Here is a 21,999-nt window from a genome sequence, read left to right as displayed (position 1 = left end):
TTGGATTTGGACAGGAACCACCTGTACTTCCATTGTAAAGGATTTTTTTGTTTCGAAATCAATAAAAAATTGAACATTCTTAGCATTTTGAATCATCAGATTTAATTAGTGCAATGCTAGTGAGTTTTCTTAATTTTTATAAATTCCCACACCTCCTAGTTATTTTTACTATATATAGTAATTTTACCAAAATTGGAATTTAAATACAATATTTTAAAATTTTATGTAATAAATCTAAATAAGAGGAAATACTATTTTTTCAAGCAATTTGGAAATGAATTGATACATTGGTATTTTCAATATTCAAGTAACCAGCAGAGGTAAAAGTCGTATTTTACAGTTTAAAAAATAAACAAAACAGAAGTATGCAGCTAACTTTCTGTCTCCTAATACACTGTACGTACACGTCGATTTTATCTAAATAGTTCAGTCACTCCATCCTGTCAATCTCTTAAAATTAGAATTTTGCGCTTGAACGTGAAAAAGCCGCCAACATGTTTGACGGCTTTTGTATTATGAATTGAGTTCTTTCAGGCAATAGGAACGCCATCCTCCAAAAGCTGTAATATCCTCCGCTTGATTGGCTATATACTTTTCACAAAGAAAGCCCGGCACTTTGTTTCCGTTGATCAGTTCTACTGTTCCTATACTTAAAGGTTCTGGAATAGATGCTGTAAAAGCACCAAATGAAGCTAATGGCATTTCCCATATCTCCAATTGAATGGAGGCGCCATTGTGGTTTGTTTTGATAAGCCCAGGTTTGGCAGGATCCGTAGGCAGCTTATACAGCCGGTAATTAGGAGCAGTTGTTGCTTCACATACGAATTTGCCTCCGAATTGATGCATTTCATTTTCGAGCGGAAACCCTCTCATATGCAAACCGCAGACGGCAACAAAAGTCGTATTTTTTTGCGGTTGAAAATTTTCTGTTAGAATCTCTCCTAAAAATTGAGAAGCAAGTCCGAATATCAATCCTTCCTGTTCTGCCAGCGAAAACATCGTCATGCCAAAAGGAACATTTGCTTCCGCATCCTCTGCCGGAATGGCGATTGCCGACAGATCCAAAAGATTACAGTGATTGGTGTATTTTCCCATTTCGTTATTTGTGCGAATCGGATCGAGCCTAACTTGTTCGCGCGTCCAAGTACCGCCACAAGTAGGCAAAACTAATACTGCATCTTTTAACAATTTTTTCACTTTATGCTTGATTGATTGGATCCTGTGCATCGCTTGAAAAGCTGATGCTGCCGTATGATCAGGAGAAGCTCCGGAAGAAAGGACTTTTTCCGTAACGGAAAACACATCTTCTGTATTTGCTTTCACAAAATCACCTAAATCCGCCCATCTTTCCGCCACCCAAGGACCTTCATAAAGAAGAGACGCCGCTTCGGAAAACAAATCATAATCGATATACTCAATCGGAAGACGCAAACGTTCCAATCTTTTCATCGTTTTCATCCATGCATTCCTATATCCTTCACGAAATGGGCCAAAAAACGAAAGCGGTTGTTTCGGCAAACAAATTTTGCTCGGACTTTTCGGCGATACGTTCGGGAAATAGCGTGACCAAGGATCTGTTTCATCCTCGCCGTGCACAATTCGATCAACTTCCAATGCATCCTGCAAATTGTGCGCAAAAACTGTCACACAATCAAGGCTTGCGCAAGCCGGAACTACTCCAGCGGTCGGCCAGGCTCCCCTGCTCGGCTTAAATCCGACTAAGCGATTTAAGGCTGCCGGCACTCGTCCGGACCCAGCAGTGTCCGTTCCGAGTGCAAACGCTGCATGGCCTCGTGCAACGGCCACCGCAGATCCAGAGCTTGATCCCCCGCTGATCAGTTCTTCTTTTAAGGCATTTTTCGTTTCTCCATAAGGACTTCTTGTACCGACAAGCCCAGTGGCAAACTGATCTAAATTTGTTTTTCCTAATGGGATCGCACCTGCTGCGATTAACCGCTCAACCACTGTTGCGCTTTTTTCTGGTATATAAGCATATTGGGGGCAAGCTGCAGTTGTCGGAACCCCGGCTAAATCAATGTTGTCTTTAATAGCAAATGGAATTCCCCATAATGGCAAGCTTTTCCGATCCAGTGAAGCAAGCCTGTCTAGATAAGGCTGAATTCTTTCCATTGCCGGAGGGGTAATCCATATATTCATATCCTCATCTTGTTTAACTCGATGAATGATTTCAACGACTACTTCTTCGGGAGTCAATTCATTGTTAAGGTACATCTCTCTCAACCGCGCAATCGTCAAAGGTTGAGGAAAATGTTTGACCGATTTCATTTGAGAACCTCCTCTCGTTCTTTCTGCTTTAAAATGCTGACAATCAATTGTCCTGATTGCACCTCGTCCCCTGGTTTCACGTAAACATTTACTATTTGTCCATCGCACGGGGCCAGCTGCGGAAACTCCATTTTCATGCTTTCTTCAATCATCAGAACATCGCCTTTCTTAACTTGCTGTCCAGGAGACACAAGAACTTTCCATACACTTCCAGGCATGGAAGAACGAACAACCTCAGCACCTGGAGGGATATTTTCCTCTTGCCCTTCTTTCATTGGTTCATGCTCTGATATATATTCCGCCAATCCTAGCTGCTTCCACCGTTCTCGCTCTGCTTGAAAAGCTTCCTGCTGCCGCATGCGGAAAGTTTCGGCACTATCTTTGATCGAATCCAAGAATTTTAAATATTCGCCAAGATCAAACGCTGTTTCTGTTATTTCCACTTCAAACCTTCCTCTAAGAAAATCTTCCCGCAATTGCAGCAACTGTTCCGCATCTACTGGGTAAAACTGAATTTGATCGAAAAACCGCAATAGCCAAGGTTTTCCTTGTTCAAAACTCTTCGTTGTCCGGAATTTATTCCACATTTGAATCGTCCGGCCGACAAATTGATAGCCTCCAGGACCTTCCATTCCATATATACATAAATACGAACCGCCAATTCCTACCGCATTTTCAGGCGTCCAAGTCCGGGCAGGGTTATATTTTGTTGTGACTAAACGGTGCCGAGGATCAATTGGGATGGCTACTGGAGCGCCAAGATAGACGTCGCCTAATCCTAAAACAAGATATTTTGCATCAAATACAATTTTCTTTACATCATCAATGCTTTTTAAGCCATTTATGCGCCTGATGAATTCCAAATTACTCGGACACCACGGAGCATCGGAACGGACGTTTTTCTGGTAGCGTTCAATGGCCAATTGAGTAGCCGGATCATCCCAGGAAAGAGGCAGCCGAACAATACGTGAAGGGACTTTTATCGATTCCAGCGGCGGAAGCTCGCGATCAATTTCTAAAATTTTTTGACAAGCCTCGCGGACGGACATTTTCGATGGGTCAATGTGCACTTGCAAAGACCGAATGCCCGGCGTTAAATCAAGGAAAGGGATGTTGCCTTTTTGTTGTATCGCTTGCATTAAAGCATGTACTTGAAACCGATACAGCAGATCTAAATCCATTGAACCGTACTCAATCAGCAAATTTTCGTCACCGCTTGAACGAATCGTAATTGGAATGTTTCGAGATGTTTGTTCTTGAGCCAAAATTGAATCGTCGGCTGTAATTTTTGGATTAATGGCAGGAAGTTGAGAAGGTTGAAATTCGTACAAACTGCCATTTTCAATTTTTTGCATAAACATTTCTTGTTTTTTTCGAAGTTCCTCCGCTTCTTCCAATGACAACAAATGAAACTTGACGATATCGCCCGGATGCAATTGCCCAATTTTCCAAAATTCAGCTGAAGCCGTCGTAACTGGGCAGACAAATCCTCCTAAACTAGGCCCATCAGGTCCCAGTAAAATCGGCATATCGCCTGTTAGATCAAGTGTTCCCACTGCATAAGCGTTATCATGAATATTTGATGGATGCAAACCTGCATCTCCGCCGTCTTCTCTTGCCCATTTCGGCGCTGGGCCCATTAACCGGATGCCTGTGCGCGAACTGTTAAAATGCACTTCCCATTCTGTTTCAGTTAATTGCTGCAAATAATCCGGCTGCAAAAATTCGCTTGTACAATGAGGGCCCGGAATGACGCCTATCGTCCATTTATTCGTCATGATCGGTCTATATTCAGCTGGAAGCCCCTTCGTTTTTTTGACAACAGCCCCCCGGTTGACCAAAAGCACATCGCCAGTGCGCAAGGCGCGTCCGCCATGGCCGCCGAATCCACCGAGCGTAAATGTGGAGGAGCTTCCTAAAACTTCAGGCATGTCAAAACCGCCTGCTACTAATAAATAAGTCCGCATTCCCCTTTTCGCTTCACCAAATGATAATACTTGGTTCTTTTTTGCCAAAACAGGTTCATACATCGGTACGGGCTGATCGTCAAGCTTAGCCTGCATATCGGCACCTGTAATACAAAACCATATATCATCTCGAAAACGATAAGATCCCCCGCGCAATGTCATTTCAAGACCAGGGGCGCCTTCTCTGTTCCCGAGAAGTTTATTTCCAATCCGGAACGAGAGCTGGTCCATCGGACCGGAAGGCGGCACACCTACGCTCCAATATTTAATGCGTCCGGGCCAATCCTGAACAGTTGTTTGAATTCCTCCGTCCAATACTTCCAGTGCATGTTCTCTAGGTTGAAAATGGTTTAATAAACGGGTGTATACATTTCCTTTTATAAAATCTTTTTCCTTCAATAAAGCTTTCAAGTATTGGAGATTGGTTGTAATACCGTACAATTTCGTTTCGTTTAGCGCTTGTATGAGTTTTCCGATCGCCTCTTCCCTGTTTTTTCCACGAACAATCACTTTCGCCAGCATTGGATCATAAAGAGTCGTAACCGTGATCCCGTTTCTTACCCACGTTTCCGTTCGAGCTGTTTTAGAAAATTTTGCCTCATCAATCTGTCCGGCGCTCGGCCGAAACTCATGCAAACAATCTTCCGCATAAATACGCGCTTGAATGCTATGCCCTTTCGGCCCTTTAACCAAGGAATGCAATTCATGCAGATCATCTGCTGATTCACGTATCATCCATTCAACAAGATCGATGCCAAAGACCTCTTCTGTTACACCATGCTCCACTTGAAGTCTTGTATTCACTTCAAGAAAGTAAAAGGAGCTTGTTTCAGGATCATATAAAAACTCAACGGTGCCTGCACTCCGGTATCCAACTTCTTCCGCCAATCGGATGGCGGCTGCGAACATTTCTTTTCTGACTTCCTGGGTCAAAAGAGGGGCAGGACTTTCTTCCACAACTTTTTGATTGCGGCGCTGAATAGAGCAGTCTCGTTCGCCTAAAGCTACCACTTCACCAAATCGATTTCCAAAAATTTGAACTTCTATATGGCGTGCTCTAGCGATATATTTCTCTAGGAAAACGCCTTTATTTTTAAAATTTGTTTCAGCAAGACGACGTACCGCCTCAAATGCCGAGCGCAAATGCTGTTCATTTTCGCAAACGCGCATTCCGATGCCGCCGCCTCCTGCCGTGCTTTTTAAAATAATTGGATAACCAATATGTTCAGCTTGTTTTACCGCCTCATCCAAATCGGTGATGAGGTCCGTTCCCGGCAATAAAGGAACATTGGCTTTTTTTGCAATTTCTCTGGCAGAATGCTTTAATCCGAATATCTCCATCTGTTCAGGTGAAGGTCCGATAAAAGTAATTCCATTTTGTTCGCACAAGCGGGCAAAATCTGCGTTTTCACTTAAAAATCCATATCCGGGATGAATGGCATCGGCTCCCGACTCAATGGCAGCTTTTATGATTAAATTTCCATTCAAGTAGCTGTCTTTGACCGGGCCTTCTCCTATTAAAATAGCTTCATCTGCTTCGTCTACATGTAAACTGTCTTGATCCGCCTTTGTATATATAGCAACCGATAGAATTCCAAGCTTGCGAAGCGTCCGTTCAATCCGGACGGCTATTGCCCCGCGATTGGCAATCAGAATTTTTTTAAACATTTTGTACTCCCCCCTGACGCATCCGTATCCTAGTTGATTCTGTTTATTTATCCCAAATCAGCACTTGTATTTTTGTTGGATTGTAAGCATTGCAAGGATTGTTTAATTGCGGGCAGTTGCTGATCAGCACCAATGTCCGCCGAAGGGATAATAATTCCACATAACTTCCGGCATAAGAGATTCCATCAGCAAATTCTAAATGACCATCTTCTGTAACCGGAACATTCATGAAGAAGTTAATATTTGGAGCCAGATCCCTTTTTGTAAAACGCTCCCCATATTTCGACAACTGCAGCATAAACGTGTCGCGGCAATTGTGCATATGCAATTTATCATGTGCATATCGGACGGTATTGCTTTGTGCTGAGCAAGCACCGCCTAATGTATCGTGGCGCCCGCATGTATCCGCTACAATCTTCAGCAATTCATTTCCTGATTCAGAACGAAGCACCGAACCTGTTGTTAAGTAAATATTTTTCTGTCCTGTAATGGTGGCTGTTACACTGTAATGATCCTCCGGATTATCTGCATCGTAAAACAATGTATCTACTGCTTGGTTTCCTTCCAAGTCGACAATTCTTAGAACTTGCCCTGGCTTTAGTTCATGCATCCAGCCTTCCCCGGCAGGGATGATTTTGTTATAGATTGCATTTTCTTCTTTTCGAGGACTTTCTACTTTTTTAATATTTTCCATGTTCCTTTCCTCCCCATATCGTATTTTTAAATCGGTATTTTCTATAATGTTGATCTTTAAAGGCATCAGCCTGGGTACTCAAACAATTTCCTGCCCAATGCTATAAAAGCGCATAATATTCCCAAGTATTTTCAAATGCCCGGCGGTTTTCAGGACGATAATTTACACAATAATCGTTCAAATCGACAGGCTCTGCCGGAAGCATTTCCATTGCCACCGGAACGGACGGATAGTTGGTTCTTGGATCAAGCGGATTTGGTGTATTAGATACAATCAGCAAAATATCCATTTCTGTTCTTAATGTTACTGTGTCATTTTTTTTGCAATGATCCAAACAATAGGTAAGGTTGCCTTTGTCGTCGGTTTTCACTTTTGAAAACAGATTGACGACAGGAGCCATGTCGCGCAGGCTGAGCCCGTTTCTTACAAGTTCCATGGCAAAGTTCTCTTCTCCGCTTCTGAGCCAGTCATTTCTTAATTCTTGATAGCTTGTTTTTCCATATTTCTCATCTGTTCCTTCCCTTGTGGTATAGCCTGAAACAGTGTCGTGCCAGCCAAGGCTGTCGCTAGTGATGCTGGCCAATACTCGGCCGTTATCGCTCATCAATACGTTTCCCTTTGTCAAGTGAAATGTGTGCTGGGCTTTTAATGTATCCGGCATGTTATAACGCTCTGAAAGATCATGTGCATGATACATCATAAGTGAAAGATTTGCTCCAGCCTCCAAGGCTGTAAAACGAATAAGCTTTCCTTTTCCGATTTTTCCTGACCATTTTCCTCCAGGTACGATCGTTTTGCTGAAAATTTTAGTCATCCAAAATACCTCCCTTGAGACTTTTCTTAATGATCGTTGTAAAAAAATAAAAGCCTAGGGAAATCTCCCAGGCTTTTATCCTTCCGTGTTTATAGAAAGACATCTTTTGATGCTTTCTATACGCTCTCTCTCGGACCAGACCTGCTGCAAACTTAAGCAGCAGCGGAACCCTAGACAGCTTTTTTGTTCCTATCGATCAGGAACCTTTATGAAATTTTTATTTAAGATTAATATAGAAAGGAGTGCAGCATTGTTCAATGATTTTGTTAGATAATATAACATGAAACTTACAATGAATGCTGGAAATAGATAAAAACAATGTTAAACATTAAATTCCCCGATCATGTTTCTCAGTTTTTTTGCTACATTTGAGAGATTTTCTGCCGTTGCTGTAAATTCTTCAATTGCAGCCAGTTGTTCTTCCGTTGAGGCTGCCACATTTTGTGAATGAGCTGATGACTTTTTGGCGATGTCAGCCAATTGTCCGATAGAAACAGCAACTTGATCAGCTCCTGTTGACATTTGCTGGACAGATGAGGAAACCTCTTGTATTTGACATGTTACTTTTTCAACTGATGTTAAAATTTTATGGAAAGCGCGCCCAGCATCATCAACAACCCTTTTACCCTCTTTTAGATCGCTTCTTCCTTTATCGATATTCTCCACGGCAGCAGCAGCAATGGAGAGGACATGCTGTATCATTTCATTTATTTGAATCGCAGATTGTTTTGACTCTTCCGCCAAGTTTCGAACTTCCGTTGCTACAACAGCAAAACCCTTGCCTTGTTCCCCTGCACGCGCCGCCTCAATGGCAGCATTTAGAGCCAATAAATTCGTCTGCTCCGCTATATTTGCCATGACATCTGATATTTTTTTTATCTCGTCGGTAAGCTTGCCAAGTTCCTCAATCTTAATAAACGCTTCATCAACGGATTTTTGTAAAAATTCCATCTGCTTGACTGCTTTGACAATTGATTTGTTTCCTTCTTCTGCGATTTTCGATGTGGTCAAGGCCGATTCTGCTGCGAAAGAAGATGACGATGCAATTTTTTGAATTTCATTGGCAATATTATTCACCGCATGTGAGCTTTCATCCGCCATGTCCCCTTGATCACCGGCTCCGGAAGCAATGTCTTGAACTGCCATCGTGATCTGTTCTGTACTTTCCGCAAAGTTTTTAGTACCTTCAGAAAGCTCGAGTGCTGAAGCGGAAACTTCATCTGTCGTTTCCTTTATTTTTAGCATCATTTTTTGCAGGTTCTCCAGCATTCTATTAAATGCCGTGGCCAGCTTTCCAATTTCATCTTTATTCGTGATATGGATTCTAGCTGTTAAATCTCCTTTATTTCGCGCCAATTCCTCTAATTTATTTGCAATTTTCCACAATGGCCGGGTGGTTCTTTTAGAAATAAATATTGCAATTAAAATTCCTGCAAACAGTGCTGTGATAAATGCCGCTGCACCCGCCATGATTTTTTTTCTTATTAATTTTTCATCTTCCGCAATTTTCTTGGTTATCCGTTCTGTCTCAATTTGTTTGAATTCTTCCAGTTTGGAACTAAAAATAGCGCGAATATCCGCATATTCACCATGAAAAATAGCAAGCGTTTTTTGGCGGTCTTCCCCGGCCAATTCCATCATCTGCGTTTCTAATTCAACTAATTTTTGATTATTTATATTTAGATCGTGGAAAATTTTTTTCGTCCTGGAATCATCCAGCATAGGAGTCACTTCTTTAATATGTTGATCAATTTGCTTTGCAAACTGATTGTACTTTTCCCTTTCGGCCGTATTATCCGGTTCGATAATCACCCCTCTGACCGCATCTGTTAACGCAAGGTCTTCAAATTGAATCTGGTGGGCAAGCTGCAATTTTTTCATATCGGTATTTGCTAAATTAAAATAGGATTTGGAAACGTCCTGCAAAGTAGAGTAAACAATAAGAAAGGCGAGCAGGACAATTAGCAAAACGGTTCCAAAGCTAAGGAGCAGTTTGTTTCGTATCTTCATCATCAACAGCCCTTCCGATCCTTCTGTATTTTTTTTACTAATGCTTTAATAAAGAAATGATATGTTTTTTTACGTTCATAAATTTCTCTACATCCACAAGCTCCCCATCTTGAAATAATTGCAAATCCGCATCAATCTCTTCGAGAATTCTCCCCGGTCTTGCTTCCATGACATATATTCGCTGGGATAAGAATAAGGCTTCATCGATGTCGTGCGTTATAAACACAATGGTTGTTTTTTCCTTCTTCCAAATATCCAACAATAATTGCTGCATGGATTGCTTTGTTTGTGCATCAAGCGCTCCAAAAGGTTCATCCATTAATAACACTTCCGGATTATTGGCCAACGATCTTGCAATAGCCACACGTTGTTTCATGCCGCCGGACAATTCTTTGCCGTAGGAATCCGCAAATCTTTCCAGTCCTACCAGCTCTAAATATCGATCGGAAATTTCTTTACGCTCTTTTTGTTTCATTCCTTTTAGCTTGAGGCCAAACTCTATGTTTTCTCTTACTGTCAACCAAGGAAACAACGTATAAGACTGAAAGACCATACCTCGTTTCGCACTTGGTCCTTTCACTTCTTCACCGGATACTTGCACACTGCCTGATGTCGGCTCCTCCAAACCTGCCAAAATTCTCAAAATGGTCGACTTACCGCATCCCGACGGTCCAAGAATGGAAACAAATTCTTCATTTTTTACGTACAAAGAAACATTCTCCAGCGCTTGAAAGGAGCCATTATTCGTTTTATACACTTTCGACAAATTTTGAATGTTTATTTCAATCTTCTCTTGACGAAGATTTTTTTCAGCTTTGACAGCATTCAACATTTAATTTCCTCCTTCCGCCCATGGAAATAATTTTTTGTTAACGTAGGCGAAGCATCTGTCAATAATAAGTCCCAACAGCCCGATAACAATGATTCCGACAAAGATGGACTCGGTATCCATGAAACGCTGCGCTTTCATAATCGAATATCCAAGACCGTTGTTTGCTGCCACCAGCTCTGCTACAACTAAATACGTCCAAGCCCATCCCATAATCAGCCGCATAGTTGTCATTAATTTCGGAAGCATTGCAGGGATGATGACCTTTGAGATGACTTGCCAGCGATTCGCTCCAAGGGTATAGGAGGCATAAAGCAGGTCTTTATGAATCCGGTTTGTGTCATCTGCCACCATTAAAACAAGCTGGAAAAAGCTTCCGATAAAAATCACTAAAATTTTTGCTGTTTCCCCAATTCCTGCCCAAACCATAATAAGTGGAATAAAAGCGGCTGCCGGCATATACCTGATAAATTCAGAGACGGGCAAAATAACCGATTCTGCAAGCTTAAAAGTACCAGCCAATATTCCGAGCGGAATTCCTAACAGACAAGCAAGCAAAAACCCCATAAAAACTCTGTAGACGCTAATACCGATTTCTCCCCAATACTCCGGACTTGAAAGGGCAGCTAAGAAAGAGGCCACAACAGCTGCGGGAGTCGGAAGAAATACTTCATCCACGAGCTTTAAATTGCTTAGCAAAATCCAAATGAGCAATAACAAGATAAAAGCAGCTGATACCCCAGTAAAATACCATTTTTTCGGAATATCCTCGCGTATTTTGAATAATGTCCATTGATGCCTTTTTCCTTTTTGAAGCTCCATCCATTTATCCTCCTTACTTTGCCCGTTCAATTTCCGCTTTAATAAATGAGGTGTCAACGAAGCTGCTAAAATCAGGAATTTCTTTAATAAACCCTAACTCTTTTAAAAATTCCGCATTTTTTTCAGCTGTGTAATAAAAAGATTGATAGTTATCTCCCTCTTTAAAAGCATTCAAGCTTTCTTCAGGAGAAAACAGCTTGAATCCTTTCATTCCTACATCCAGCTCTTCTTTTGAAATTCCCGCCTCGTCCGCTATTAGTTGAATCGATTGATCGTAATTTTGCGAAAGATAGTCAACCGCATCAAACCATGCTGCTACGATTTTTTGCACGTCCTCTTTCCTCTCTTTCGCAACATCTCCCCTTACAACGAATAAGTCGGAAATCAAGCCCGGAAAATCAGCGGATGTCACCAACTTATGTCCTTTTCCCTTATTCACTGCCATGCTTAAAAAAGGCTCCCACAAACCGGCTGCATCCAATTTTCCAGCTATAAATGAATTTCCCGCATCTTGAACAGATAAGTTTGTAAATTTCACATCGGACTCCTTTAATCCCGCTTCATGCAATGCCGTGAGCAGAAAAAAGTGTTCAATCGTTCCTATTTCCGTACCGACTTTCTTCCCTTTTAAGTCTTTAACCGAGCGAATATCATTTGAAGCAACAAGCCCATCGCCGCCAAGTGAATTGTCTGTAATAAATACCGCTTTTAAATCAATTCCTTTTTCTAAAGGGGAGATCGAATCAAGCAAAGCTTGGCTGTTTCCATCAATTTCTCCCGTATTTAATGCAGAAAGGGAATCAGCATATACTGGAAACCAAACCAATTCGACATCCACTCCATGTTTTTCGAAAAAACCCTTTTTTTCTACGAGATGCCATAAATACCAGCTCGGCAAGGCGCTGAAACCAATCTTAATCGGTTCTTTCTTGCTTTTATTGCCGTCAGAAGTTTCATTTGCAGATTTACTTCCGCAAGCAGCCAACAACAAGCAAAAAATGATAGAAAGAACAAGTAGTGGAAGCTTCTTTTTCTTCATGTCTTTCACCTCGGCTTTATATTTTTCATCTCTTTTTGAATTTAGGTATTTCAAAATAGTGCTTAAAGAAATTCTGTTATATCCCCCTCCCCAGATTTTTAAATTTTCAGCTTTAAAAAAATAAAAGCCAGAGAGAATAGATCTCCCAGGCTTTTATCCTTCCGTGTATATAGAAGTTGCAATCAAACGCAGCTTCTATACGCTCTCTCTCGGACCAGACTTACCGGCGGTGATACAGCCTGCCAGCAACGGAACCCTAGACAGCTTTGATTTCCCACTTATTTCGGGGAACGATATTCACTTTTCATCATTCTAAGATACGCTGGCAAATGTCAGCTTTTCACCTTCTTTTTCCGGTTGACAGAGAATGAGAGATCACTACAAACTCTTTAGGGGGATTTTTTTATTTATTAAGAATTATAGTTTATATGACTATATCTGCAATAAATATGTAATATTTTCTAACATAATTTCTCGAAATATTCACATATTACGGAAACTATTATTACATAAAAGGATTGTATTTTTTCAAAAAAACAGCATGAAAAGCTGCAAAACGTTCTCATCTTTTTAAAAAAAGCATCTGCCCTTAATCAGGCAGATGCTTTTTTCTTGTGAAAATCATTCCGAGTCATTTATAAGCGTCAATAAAGGTTCGCCAATTTTGATTTGTTTTTCTTTCGTTTCATTTATTTCTTTGTAGTGACTAGTGTTGGTTATAACAACCGGTGTCGCCAAATCGAAGCCCGCCGACTGAATTCCATTTATGTCAAATTCAATGAGCAGCTGTCCTTTCTCTACACGGGCGCCTTGAGTCGTATGAGCAGTGAAAAATTTACCTTCCAATTGAACGGTATTCATGCCGATATGAATCAAAATTTCTGCACCTTGATCAGATGTTATTCCAATTGCATGTTTCGTAGGAAAAAGAGTCGTTACTGTGCCGGATACAGGCGCTACTAATTTTCCTTCCGAAGGCTCAATAGCTACGCCCGCGCCGAGGGCCCCGGATGAAAATGCTGCATCCTTGATGTCTGATAACGGCTTTACTTCGCCGTTAAACGGGCTGAAAATAATTTCTTTTTTACCTAATAATTCTTCTTCCGCGTCAGCCTCAGCTGTTGCTTGTTGGGATTGCCGATCTGCTTCTTTTGCCGATTTTTGACTGAATCCAAAAAGGAAAGTGAGGATAAAACCAAGGATAAAGGCAACGGTAATGGCAATTAAAGTGCCCCATAAACCAAACGTAATGCCTTCAGTCGGACTGATAAAGGATGGAATACCAAAAATTCCGAGACCTCCCAGCATATACATTTTTGAATCAAATACTCCTATGAGTCCTCCGCCAATTGCCGCAGCAATACAGCTGATAATAAACGGTTTTTTGAGCGGAAGCGTAACACCATAAATCGCCGGTTCTGTAACCCCGAAAACTCCGGAAATAAATGCAGGAACACTAAGCGTTTTCAATTTTTGCTGTTTCGTTTTCACCATTACGGCAAGTACAGCACCTATTTGTGCAAAAGAAGGAGCAAATGCCATCGCTAAAATAGGATCCGCTCCCATTGTGCTCATATTGTTGATGGCAATCGATACAAGCCCCCAATGAAGACCGAAAATAACAAATACTTGCCAGAACCCGCCAAGAAGCAGCCCTGCGATAATTGGCGATAAATCATTGATGGCAACTGTTAGTTGACCTAGAAGCTTTCCTGCCCAAGTTGCAATTGGTCCAATCAATAAAAATGTTAAAGGAACTATGATAATCAGTGTAAAAAAAGGAACTAAAAATGTTTTCACGACATCAGGAATAACTTTCTTAAACCAATTTTCCACCTTTGCACTAAAATAAGCAGCCAAAATAATCGGAATAACGGAAGATGAATACGTCATTAAAATGACCGGAATGCCAAGAAATGTAATATAAATAGGCGACTCAAACATCGTGCCTGAAAACAAAGTGTAAAGCGCTTTTCCGCTAGTAAGATTAGATAGTGCCGGATAAACCAATGACGCCCCGATCGCCATACCGATGAATGTGTTGCCGCCGAATTTTTTGCTGGCCGTATAACCAAGAAAGATCGGGAAGAAGTAAAATAACGAATCGCCAATTGCATATAAAATTTGATAAGTTCCTGATTTATCTGTTATCCAGCCTAGTGATGCGAAAAGAGCGGCAAAACCTTTAATCATTCCTGTTGCAGCTAGAACGCCGAGAGTTGGTGCAAAAATTCCCGAAATAATGTCAATAAAGCGGTTGAATAAATTTTTATCCTTTTTTCCCGCTTCCGTATCGACAGGCTTTGCAGCTTCAAACCCGCCAATAGCAACGACCGCCTTATATACATCAGGCACATGATTGCCGATGACAACTTGATATTGTCCGCCGCTTTTCATAACGGTGACGACTCCGTCCATGTTTTTTAACACTTCTGTGTTCGCTTTCCCTTCGTCCTTTAATTGAAAGCGCAATCTTGTAATACAGTGAACAACACTGATAACGTTTTCTTTACCGCCGACATTTTCGATAATGTCTTTAGCCAATTGCTCATATTTCATGATTGACCCTCCCAAAAATATATTTGATATATAAAAAACCTGAACCAATTTGAACGCGCACGAATAAACGCACTGTGTTGTTCAAATCAGTTCAGGTTATGCCCAGATGGTAACATTCCTTCCTGATTTTTGACAGCTTCCCGAAAAAATTATGCAATTGTCGAATTTACTTTTTCTAATCTAAATTGGCTCCATTCGATGAGATGACTTGTTTATACCAATAAAAGCTTTGTTTTCGAATTCGGCGCAAATCTTTTAAATCAAACTCATCACGGTTAACGTAAATAAAACCGTAGCGTTTGCTTATACCTTGATGCGTGCTGACGAGATCAATAGCTGACCAAGGACAAAAACCGAACACTTCAACACCGTCACTAATCGCTAATTGCATTTGTTCGATATGGTTTCTTAAAAATTCAATTCGGTATGTGTCGTTTATGACATCGCCTTCTTCCAATTGATCGATGGCGCCTAATCCATTTTCAGTGACAATCAATGGCAAATGATAGCGGTCATATATTTCTCTTAATGTTGTCCGAAACCCAACTGGATCAATTTCCCAGCCAAATTCATTTTTCTTTAAATGCGGATTGGAGGCTCCTTTATAAACTCCCGGTTCCCCAACCGTAATATGCTGATCGCCTGTTTGGTTCACATCTTCTTTATTTCCTTCGCTTGCTGCTACTGTTTGCGAAGTATAATAGTTAAAAGCAATAAAATCCGACTTGGCATTTTGTAAAATTTCCATATCGCCTTCAAGAATTGTTGGAGTATAGCCCTTTTCCTCCAAGTAAGCCCAGGCAATATTGTTATAGCGCCCATATACAGCCATATCCAAATACAGCCAATTGCGGATGGCTGCGTAATTATTGGCAGCTAAAACATCTTCAGGTTTTGAGCTTGCCGGATAAATCGTCACAATATTCGGCGCCGGTCCGATTTTTGCATCAGGCAGCATTTGATGGCATAACGCCATTGCCTTCGCCTGAGCGACAAACATATGATGATTTTGTTGATACAATTCTTTTTTTGGATTTTTTAAGTTCGGATCAACGGTCCCGATCGCTTCGCCATGAAGGATCATCATATTTTGTTCATTAATCGTCAGCCAATATTTTACCCGATCGCCAAAATGCTCGAATAATGTTTTACAATAATTTTCATATGCATCAATCGTTGCACGATTGGACCAGCCGCCTTTTTCCTGTAATGCATAAGGCAAATCAAAATGATAAATCGTCACAATCGGTTCAATTCCATGCTTTCTGATTTCATTGATAAGTTGATCGTAGAACTCTATCCCTTTTCGATTTACCTCTCCGTCGCCATTAGGATAAATGCGTGTCCAGGCAATGGAAAAACGATATGCTTTAAAGCCCATTTCAGCAAACAGAGCAATATCCTCTTTATAACGGTGGTAATGATCGCTGGCTACTTTAAAATCAGTCGTGCCTTCGGGGTATTTGGCCATATCGATAACGGAAGGTCCCTTTCCGTCTTCATTCCATGCACCTTCCACTTGATAGGCTGATGTGGAACCTCCCCACAAAAAATCGTTTGGAAAAGGCTTGCGCCGCTCGTGTTTCATGCTTACTACCTCCCATTTCATTTTCAAACAGAGTGATTTCGACATCGCAATCGTTTTTACAATTCTTCTCCATTCGTTTCGATTACTTTTTTATACCAATAGAAGCTGTCCTTCCGGAGGCGTTTCAATGTTCCGTTGCCGAAATCATCTTGATCGACATAAATAAAACCATACCGTTTGCTCATTTCTGAGGTAGATGCGCTTACTAAGTCAATAGGCCCCCAAGTTGTATACCCCATTAATTCAACACCGTCGCCAATCGCTTCTTTCATTTGCTCAATATGTTTGCGCAAATAGTCGATTCGGTAATCGTCATGGATGCTGCCGTCTTCCTCAACCTTGTCGTAGGCCCCTAATCCGTTTTCCACTATAAATAAAGGAACTTGATAGCGGTCATACAATTTATTTAACGTAATCCGCAAGCCGACCGGATCAATTTGCCAACCCCAATCAGATGATTCAAGATAAGGGTTTTTCACACCGCCGATTAAATTGCCTGAAACTTCTTCAGCATCATCCTTCGTGCTGGCTACAAGTGTCATATAGTAGCTGAACGAAAGGAAATCCACTGTATATTGTTTTAAAATGGCATCATCGCCTGGAAGTTTTTCAATGTGAATATTATTTTCTGCAAAATAGCGTTTCATATAACTTGGGTATGCGCCGCGAACTTGAACATCTGTGAAAAATAAGTTCAGCTGATCTTCTTTTAATGCTTTAAGTACATCGTCCGGGTTGCATGTTTCCGGATATACTTCCAATCTAGCCAGCATACAGCCGATTTTTGCATCCGGAATGATTTCGTGGCATGCTTTAACAGCTAGTGCACTTGCTACAAATTGGTGGTGTACCCCTTGGAAGGCAGCTTGTTTTACATTTTCAACCCGATCGGTTAAAATGCCGCCGCCGGTGTACGGACTGAAAGTAATCATATTGATTTCATTAAATGTCAGCCAATATTTCACCTTGTTTTTATACCGTTTAAATACGGTTTCAGCGTAGTGAACAAAGAAATCTATCACCTTGCGATTCGTCCAGCCGCCGTACTTTTGCACAAGCCCGAGCGGCATTTCGTAGTGGGAAAGTGTAACAAGCGGCTCAATATTATATTTCGCCAGTTCGTCAAACACTTTGTCATAAAAGGCTAATCCTGCTTCATTTGGTTCGGTCTCATCCCCATTCGGGAAGATACGCGGCCAAGATATGGATAAACGGAATACTTTAAACCCCATTTCTGCAAATAAGGCGATGTCTTCCTTATAGCGATGATAAAAATCGATTCCGAAACGTTTCGGGAAAATTTTATCTGATGCTGCTCCGCTTAAGATTTCCTCGATTTCTGCACTTGTCACATCTAATGAATGTCCGTTTTTACCACGTTTTTCTTTTGGTACATAAGCCACCATATCGGCAGTAGAAAGACCTTTTCCATCTGCATCAAAAGCACCTTCTAATTGGTTGGCAGCAGTTGCGCCGCCCCAGAGAAAGTTTTCCGGGAATTTCGCTTCGAAATGGCCCATTGTTCATTCACCCTCTCGTTATTATTAAAACAATTTCCAACTTTATCCTGTCGCAAAGCGCTTATACGATCAAGAAAATAAAAAAACCTAAATTGCCCGCCATAAAAATGACGAAACAATTTAGGTTTTGCCTGCATGACCAGTAACAATCCTAAATGAAATGGTTTCTATTCGGTTGTTATTTACAAATTAGCATACGCTTTCATTTCCTGTCAACAGTTCATTTAAAAATTTTTACGAGAAGCTGAGATTTTGTTTAATTACGATTCACGACTCGATCAATATGAATTGTCAAATATAGTTTTTCTTCCGAAGTTATTTCATGGCCATGCACCTTTTGAATATAATCTTTTATTTTTTTCGTGCAGGCATAAGCTTCCGGATGCTTATTTTTTACGATTTCATACAATTCATCATCGTCGCTCTTCAGCAGCATGTTGTTTATGAGCCGTTGCGCGAAAAATTTCAAGTGGGTAAGGAAACGGAAATAATTTAATGAATCCTCGTCAAGCTCAATTTTAAAATGGTATTTTACAATATTCAGTATATCTTGAATAATCTTTGTCATATTGGCGACATCCGTCATTTCTTCATTCAGCTCAGCATTGACGAAATGCATCGCAATGAAACCGGCTTCATCTTCAGGCAGTTCAATCGCCAATTTGTCTTTAATCATTTTCAGTGCTTCCAAAGCGATTTGAAATTCATCTTTATATATCCGCTTGATTTCCCAAAGTAATGGATTCACAATCTTTATCCCTTGTTTTTGCCGTTCTATGGCGAAATTAATATGGTCTGTCAACGATATATAAATAATATCATTCAGTTTTTTGCCAAGTTTATTTTTCGCGTATTGTATCATTTCCTCCGTTACTTTTACATATTCCATCGGAACCTCGTACAATAGCGATTTAAATTTACTGGCCATATCCTGATTTTCCAATTTAAAAATCTTTTCAATTCTGTCTTCATCAACCTCATCGCCAGGTCTTTTCTTAAAGGCAATCCCTCGTCCCATGATGACCAGCTCTTGATCATCTTGTATAACGCTGATCACGTTATTATTAATCACTTTTGCGATTTTCACGCGTACCCCCTGCCTTTAGTTTGATGCTATTATACCTATATATTGCAAAATGCACTCGATATTATTTATGAAAGAAGTCCTTAATTAAGAGAATTTACGATTTATTAGGATTTGTCAATACAAAAATTCGATTGCTAAAGCAGATTTTCGTTTTTTTTCATAGTAAGAGTCCGCCATCATGCGTTGGGTACAGCCCGACGATAAGGGGAGGTGAATTCACTTCTGTCCAGTACGCTTTCTATTGGTCAAAATGATAAAAAATAACGGCGAGAACACATGCCCCGCCGTTTTGTCATTTTATTTGAGCGAAATCTTTTTTCCCTGTTTGATCGATTCATAGCAAGCTTCAATTACAGTCATATTTTGGATCATATTTTCGCTTGTGTAGGAAGGATTTTTTCCATGCAGCACCGCATCTGAAAAATGCTCAACTTGAAGAGCGTATTGATCCGCTACAATGCTTTCGATTCTCTGCTCATTTTCTTTTTCAACAATGATTAAGCCTTCTCCTCCTTGGCGGTCAGGTCGATAGGCTCTTGGAACGCGAATAGAACCTTTCGTTCCGACCACTTCATAAACATTTGAAAAACTCGCGTTAAAACTGCAGTCAAAAACGGCTTTGACTCCATTGTCAAGCTCCATATATCCGACAGCCGTCGTATCAACGCGATGAACAGGATCTATTTCAGCATCTACTCTCACTTCAGCCGGTTCGGCTTGAATAATATTTCGAATCGAATGAATACAATAGCAGCCAATATCATAAATACTGCCGCCGCCCATATCAGAATTTAAACGAATATTTTGCGAGGCAGGATCCAAATAAAACGAAAAGTTGGCTCTCATTAATTTCACGTCGCCAATTTCACCTGATGCGATGATGTCTCGAACTCTTCGATGCTGTGGGTGAAATTGGTACATAAACGCTTCCATAAACTTCACATTGTTTTTTTCACAAACGGCTGCCGCTTCTTTCGCTTCCTCAGCTGTCAGCGTTGCCGGCTTTTCACATAATACATGTTTTCCTGCTTCAGCTGCCTTCACAATCCATTCTTTGTGCAAATGGTTAGGCAGCGGTATGTATACAACATCGATATCTGGATCCTTTAGCAAGTCTTCATAACTTTTATAGGCTTTCGGAATATTTAGTTCATCAGCCACCCCGATCACTTTATCGGATCGGCTTGCTATCGCCGCCACAACAGCATTTTTAGATCTTTGAATCGCAGGAATCAACTGCTTTTTAGCGATTTGTGCTGTGCTTATTATTCCCCAACGAGTTTTTTTCAATTTCTAAATCCCCTCCAGATCAATTTTGAAAAAACATAATCTTGTCAATTATTTTTGAAATTCTTTTGATTTTACATTAATATTTTTTGGTTATGAAAACGCTTTTTTATATTTTACCACATTTTCACACAGCGTCCATACAACTTTTCAGCAGCTTCCTTCACAAGAATTCAAACCGTTGCTGCCACCGTCACCAGAACATTGACCGCCTGCCAACTTTTTATGTTTGAAGATGTTTGTTTGTACTTGCAATATTTTTGCCACCGGACCAATTGGAACAATCGTATAAATGTTTTCCCTTGCTTGTGTGAACACATAATGGAATCGGTGCTCAAATTCCTTCAGCAGCAAATACGGCAAATCACTCGGTTGCCGAGGGAATGTTGGCTTTGACATTTGCAAGTTTTTGAAAGAGGAATGTTGCTAGATTTAAATTTTTGTTTATGATTGAATTTTTGTGTTTTTTTCGACTAGTCGGCCCTTAAAAGTGATTTCGTACAGATTATCGTTCATTGTCATTCGCCTCTACTTCATTCGTTGCATTAGACAGTTTAGCTTATTAGATGTATAGTATATTTGGAAATAATGGAAAGAGGCGAGTCCAATGGTATACATAAAAATGAACAGTCCAGAATATGTAAAGGCCAGCATAGCTCTTTTTTTCGGCGGGTTTGTCACCTTTTCCATTTTGTATACAACACAGCCTTTACTGCCTGTTTTCTCAAAAGAATTTCATATCTCTGCCGCATCAGCCAGTTTAACCGTATCGGCTTCAACCGGAACACTGGCTTTTATGATGCTGGTAGCTGCTAGTTTGTCAGATGTTCTTGGAAAAAAGAAAATCATGATCATCTCGATGCTGCTTACTTCCATGCTCTCTATGTTTATTGCTATGAGCCCAAATTTTCCTTTGCTTGTTGTATTCCGAACACTGCTTGGAATTTCTTCAGCAGGCATCCCCTCTCTCGCTATGGCGTATGTAGCAGAAGAATTTCATCCAACTGCAATTGGCAAAGTGATGGGATTGTATATAAGCGGAACAAGCATCGGCGGAATGGCCGGCCGAATAATCACTGGCTTGTTGACAGATTTTTTTTCATGGAGGACCGCTTTATTTTCCATCGGAGCGCTAGCTCTTATTTTAAGCATCGTCTTTGCTATTATTCTACCGACACCAAAGAATAGCGAAAAAAAGCCGTTTAATATAGAAGCTGTTATAAAGGCATATACTGTACACTTAAAAAATAAGCCGCTTTTATCTCTCATTTTTTTGGGCTTTTTATTTATGGGAAGCTTTGTGACATTATACAATTATATTGGCTATTTACTGAGCGAGCCTCCTTATTCATTCAGCCAATCATTGCTTGGCTTCCTTTTCATCGTCTACATTTTCGGAAGCTTCAGCTCTGTATTTTTAGGCAAAAAAGCTGATGAACACGGCCATTCAGCCACGCTAATTTTTGCCGTCGCTTTGACTATTGCCGGAGCCATATTGACTCTTTTTCCGCCAGTATTGGTGAAAATTATCGGCATTTCACTATTTACATATGGTTTTTTCGGCTGTCATTCCATTGCCAGCGCTTGGATTGGAGAACGGGCGGATAAGAATAAAGCTCAAGCATCTTCTTTATATCTTTTATTCTATTATTTGGGATCAAGCTTAGTTGGTACATTTGGGGGCTATTTTTGGATTCATTTCCATTGGGCGGGAGTCATCTTGTTTATCGCGGCTTTATTGCTATCAAGCGTACCTTTTATTCGGTATGCTGAGAAACGTCTTTAACCGTCAGAAAGTATAATAGATTAGTGCAGAAAAAAACGCTTAG

At 40.6% G+C, this 21,999-nt stretch carries 15 protein-coding genes and 2 riboswitches; of the genes, 1 reads left to right on the top strand and 14 read right to left on the bottom strand.

What is annotated here, in order from left to right:
* Positions 1-513: 513 nt before the first annotated feature.
* The 14 genes from atzF to NSQ71_RS03445 all read right to left on the bottom strand — a co-directional run bounded on the left by atzF (position 514) and on the right by NSQ71_RS03445 (position 20,569).
* Positions 514-2,286 (bottom strand): allophanate hydrolase, encoded by a 1,773-nt coding sequence (gene atzF / locus NSQ71_RS03510; protein ID WP_340732898.1) that lies wholly within the window; start codon positions 2,284-2,286, stop codon positions 514-516.
* Entirely contained in the window at positions 2,283-5,921 is a 3,639-nt protein-coding gene (gene uca / locus NSQ71_RS03505) for an urea carboxylase (RefSeq protein ID WP_340732896.1), read from the bottom strand. Before uca ends, atzF begins: the two co-directional genes overlap by 4 nt.
* 43 nt (positions 5,922-5,964) lie before the next feature.
* Positions 5,965-6,615: an urea amidolyase associated protein UAAP2 gene (locus NSQ71_RS03500; RefSeq protein WP_094245131.1), complete on the bottom strand. Its 651-nt coding sequence runs from the start codon at positions 6,613-6,615 to the stop codon at positions 5,965-5,967.
* Positions 6,616-6,715: 100 nt separating this feature from the next.
* Complete coding sequence (locus NSQ71_RS03495) at positions 6,716-7,429, bottom strand: urea amidolyase associated protein UAAP1 (RefSeq protein ID WP_063389264.1); 714 nt, start codon at positions 7,427-7,429, stop codon at positions 6,716-6,718.
* Between the two features lie 62 nt (positions 7,430-7,491).
* A riboswitch (guanidine-I (ykkC/yxkD leader) is annotated at positions 7,492-7,614 on the bottom strand.
* Between the two features lie 136 nt (positions 7,615-7,750).
* Positions 7,751-9,442, bottom strand: a complete 1,692-nt coding sequence (locus tag NSQ71_RS03490; RefSeq protein ID WP_339198801.1) for a methyl-accepting chemotaxis protein — start codon at positions 9,440-9,442, stop codon at positions 7,751-7,753.
* A 34-nt stretch (positions 9,443-9,476) separates the two neighbouring features.
* The gene (locus NSQ71_RS03485) at positions 9,477-10,271 is read right to left on the bottom strand and encodes an ABC transporter ATP-binding protein (RefSeq protein ID WP_094245128.1); all 795 of its coding nucleotides are present in this window, start codon (positions 10,269-10,271) and stop codon (positions 9,477-9,479) included.
* A complete protein-coding gene (locus NSQ71_RS03480) occupies positions 10,272-11,090 on the bottom strand; it encodes an ABC transporter permease (protein ID WP_340732891.1) in 819 nt (272 codons plus the stop codon).
* A gap of 13 nt (positions 11,091-11,103) precedes the next feature.
* Positions 11,104-12,129, bottom strand: a complete 1,026-nt coding sequence (locus NSQ71_RS03475) for an ABC transporter substrate-binding protein (RefSeq protein WP_094246433.1) — start codon at positions 12,127-12,129, stop codon at positions 11,104-11,106.
* Positions 12,130-12,269: 140 nt separating this feature from the next.
* A riboswitch (guanidine-I (ykkC/yxkD leader) is annotated at positions 12,270-12,400 on the bottom strand.
* A 350-nt stretch (positions 12,401-12,750) separates the two neighbouring features.
* A complete protein-coding gene (locus tag NSQ71_RS03470; RefSeq protein ID WP_340732889.1) occupies positions 12,751-14,688 on the bottom strand; it encodes a beta-glucoside-specific PTS transporter subunit IIABC in 1,938 nt (645 codons plus the stop codon).
* A gap of 175 nt (positions 14,689-14,863) precedes the next feature.
* Complete coding sequence (locus NSQ71_RS03465; protein ID WP_340732888.1) at positions 14,864-16,276, bottom strand: glycoside hydrolase family 1 protein; 1,413 nt, start codon at positions 16,274-16,276, stop codon at positions 14,864-14,866.
* A gap of 56 nt (positions 16,277-16,332) precedes the next feature.
* On the bottom strand, positions 16,333-17,796 hold the full coding sequence (locus tag NSQ71_RS03460; RefSeq protein WP_063389269.1) for a glycoside hydrolase family 1 protein: 1,464 nt from the start codon (positions 17,794-17,796) through the stop codon (positions 16,333-16,335).
* A gap of 256 nt (positions 17,797-18,052) precedes the next feature.
* Entirely contained in the window at positions 18,053-18,883 is an 831-nt protein-coding gene (gene licT / locus NSQ71_RS03455) for a BglG family transcription antiterminator LicT (protein WP_063389270.1), read from the bottom strand.
* A 297-nt stretch (positions 18,884-19,180) separates the two neighbouring features.
* Entirely contained in the window at positions 19,181-20,173 is a 993-nt protein-coding gene (locus NSQ71_RS03450) for a Gfo/Idh/MocA family protein (RefSeq protein ID WP_340732886.1), read from the bottom strand.
* Positions 20,174-20,320: 147 nt separating this feature from the next.
* Positions 20,321-20,569 carry a hypothetical protein gene (locus NSQ71_RS03445; protein ID WP_340732885.1) on the bottom strand — a complete coding sequence of 83 codons (249 nt, stop codon included), beginning with the start codon at positions 20,567-20,569 and terminating at the stop codon, positions 20,321-20,323.
* A 208-nt stretch (positions 20,570-20,777) separates the two neighbouring features.
* Between NSQ71_RS03445 and NSQ71_RS03440 the strand changes: the two genes are divergently transcribed.
* Positions 20,778-21,956, top strand: a complete 1,179-nt coding sequence (locus tag NSQ71_RS03440) for an MFS transporter (protein ID WP_340732883.1) — start codon at positions 20,778-20,780, stop codon at positions 21,954-21,956.
* Positions 21,957-21,999: the final 43 nt, after the last annotated feature.

The sequence above is a fragment of the Aeribacillus sp. FSL M8-0235 genome (assembly GCF_038000355.1).
Classification (GTDB): domain Bacteria; phylum Bacillota; class Bacilli; order Bacillales; family Aeribacillaceae; genus Aeribacillus; species Aeribacillus composti.
The sequence above is the reverse complement of the archived record's forward strand: the minus strand, read 5'-3'. Positions and strand labels throughout refer to the sequence as shown.

What these genes read in the sequence shown, in the direction of transcription:
- atzF (WP_340732898.1), bottom strand. Translation starts at nt 2,286, where the DNA reads ATGAAATCGGTCAAACATTTTCCTCAACCTTTGACGATTGCGCGGTTG.
- uca (WP_340732896.1), bottom strand. Translation starts at nt 5,921, where the DNA reads ATGTTTAAAAAAATTCTGATTGCCAATCGCGGGGCAATAGCCGTCCGG.
- NSQ71_RS03500 (WP_094245131.1), bottom strand. Translation starts at nt 6,615, where the DNA reads ATGGAAAATATTAAAAAAGTAGAAAGTCCTCGAAAAGAAGAAAATGCA.
- NSQ71_RS03495 (WP_063389264.1), bottom strand. Translation starts at nt 7,429, where the DNA reads ATGACTAAAATTTTCAGCAAAACGATCGTACCTGGAGGAAAATGGTCA.
- NSQ71_RS03490 (WP_339198801.1), bottom strand. Translation starts at nt 9,442, where the DNA reads ATGATGAAGATACGAAACAAACTGCTCCTTAGCTTTGGAACCGTTTTG.
- NSQ71_RS03485 (WP_094245128.1), bottom strand. Translation starts at nt 10,271, where the DNA reads ATGTTGAATGCTGTCAAAGCTGAAAAAAATCTTCGTCAAGAGAAGATT.
- NSQ71_RS03480 (WP_340732891.1), bottom strand. Translation starts at nt 11,090, where the DNA reads ATGGAGCTTCAAAAAGGAAAAAGGCATCAATGGACATTATTCAAAATA.
- NSQ71_RS03475 (WP_094246433.1), bottom strand. Translation starts at nt 12,129, where the DNA reads ATGAAGAAAAAGAAGCTTCCACTACTTGTTCTTTCTATCATTTTTTGC.
- NSQ71_RS03470 (WP_340732889.1), bottom strand. Translation starts at nt 14,688, where the DNA reads ATGAAATATGAGCAATTGGCTAAAGACATTATCGAAAATGTCGGCGGT.
- NSQ71_RS03465 (WP_340732888.1), bottom strand. Translation starts at nt 16,276, where the DNA reads ATGAAACACGAGCGGCGCAAGCCTTTTCCAAACGATTTTTTGTGGGGA.
- NSQ71_RS03460 (WP_063389269.1), bottom strand. Translation starts at nt 17,796, where the DNA reads ATGGGCCATTTCGAAGCGAAATTCCCGGAAAACTTTCTCTGGGGCGGC.
- NSQ71_RS03445 (WP_340732885.1), bottom strand. Translation starts at nt 20,569, where the DNA reads ATGTCAAAGCCAACATTCCCTCGGCAACCGAGTGATTTGCCGTATTTG.
- NSQ71_RS03440 (WP_340732883.1), top strand. Translation starts at nt 20,778, where the DNA reads ATGGTATACATAAAAATGAACAGTCCAGAATATGTAAAGGCCAGCATA.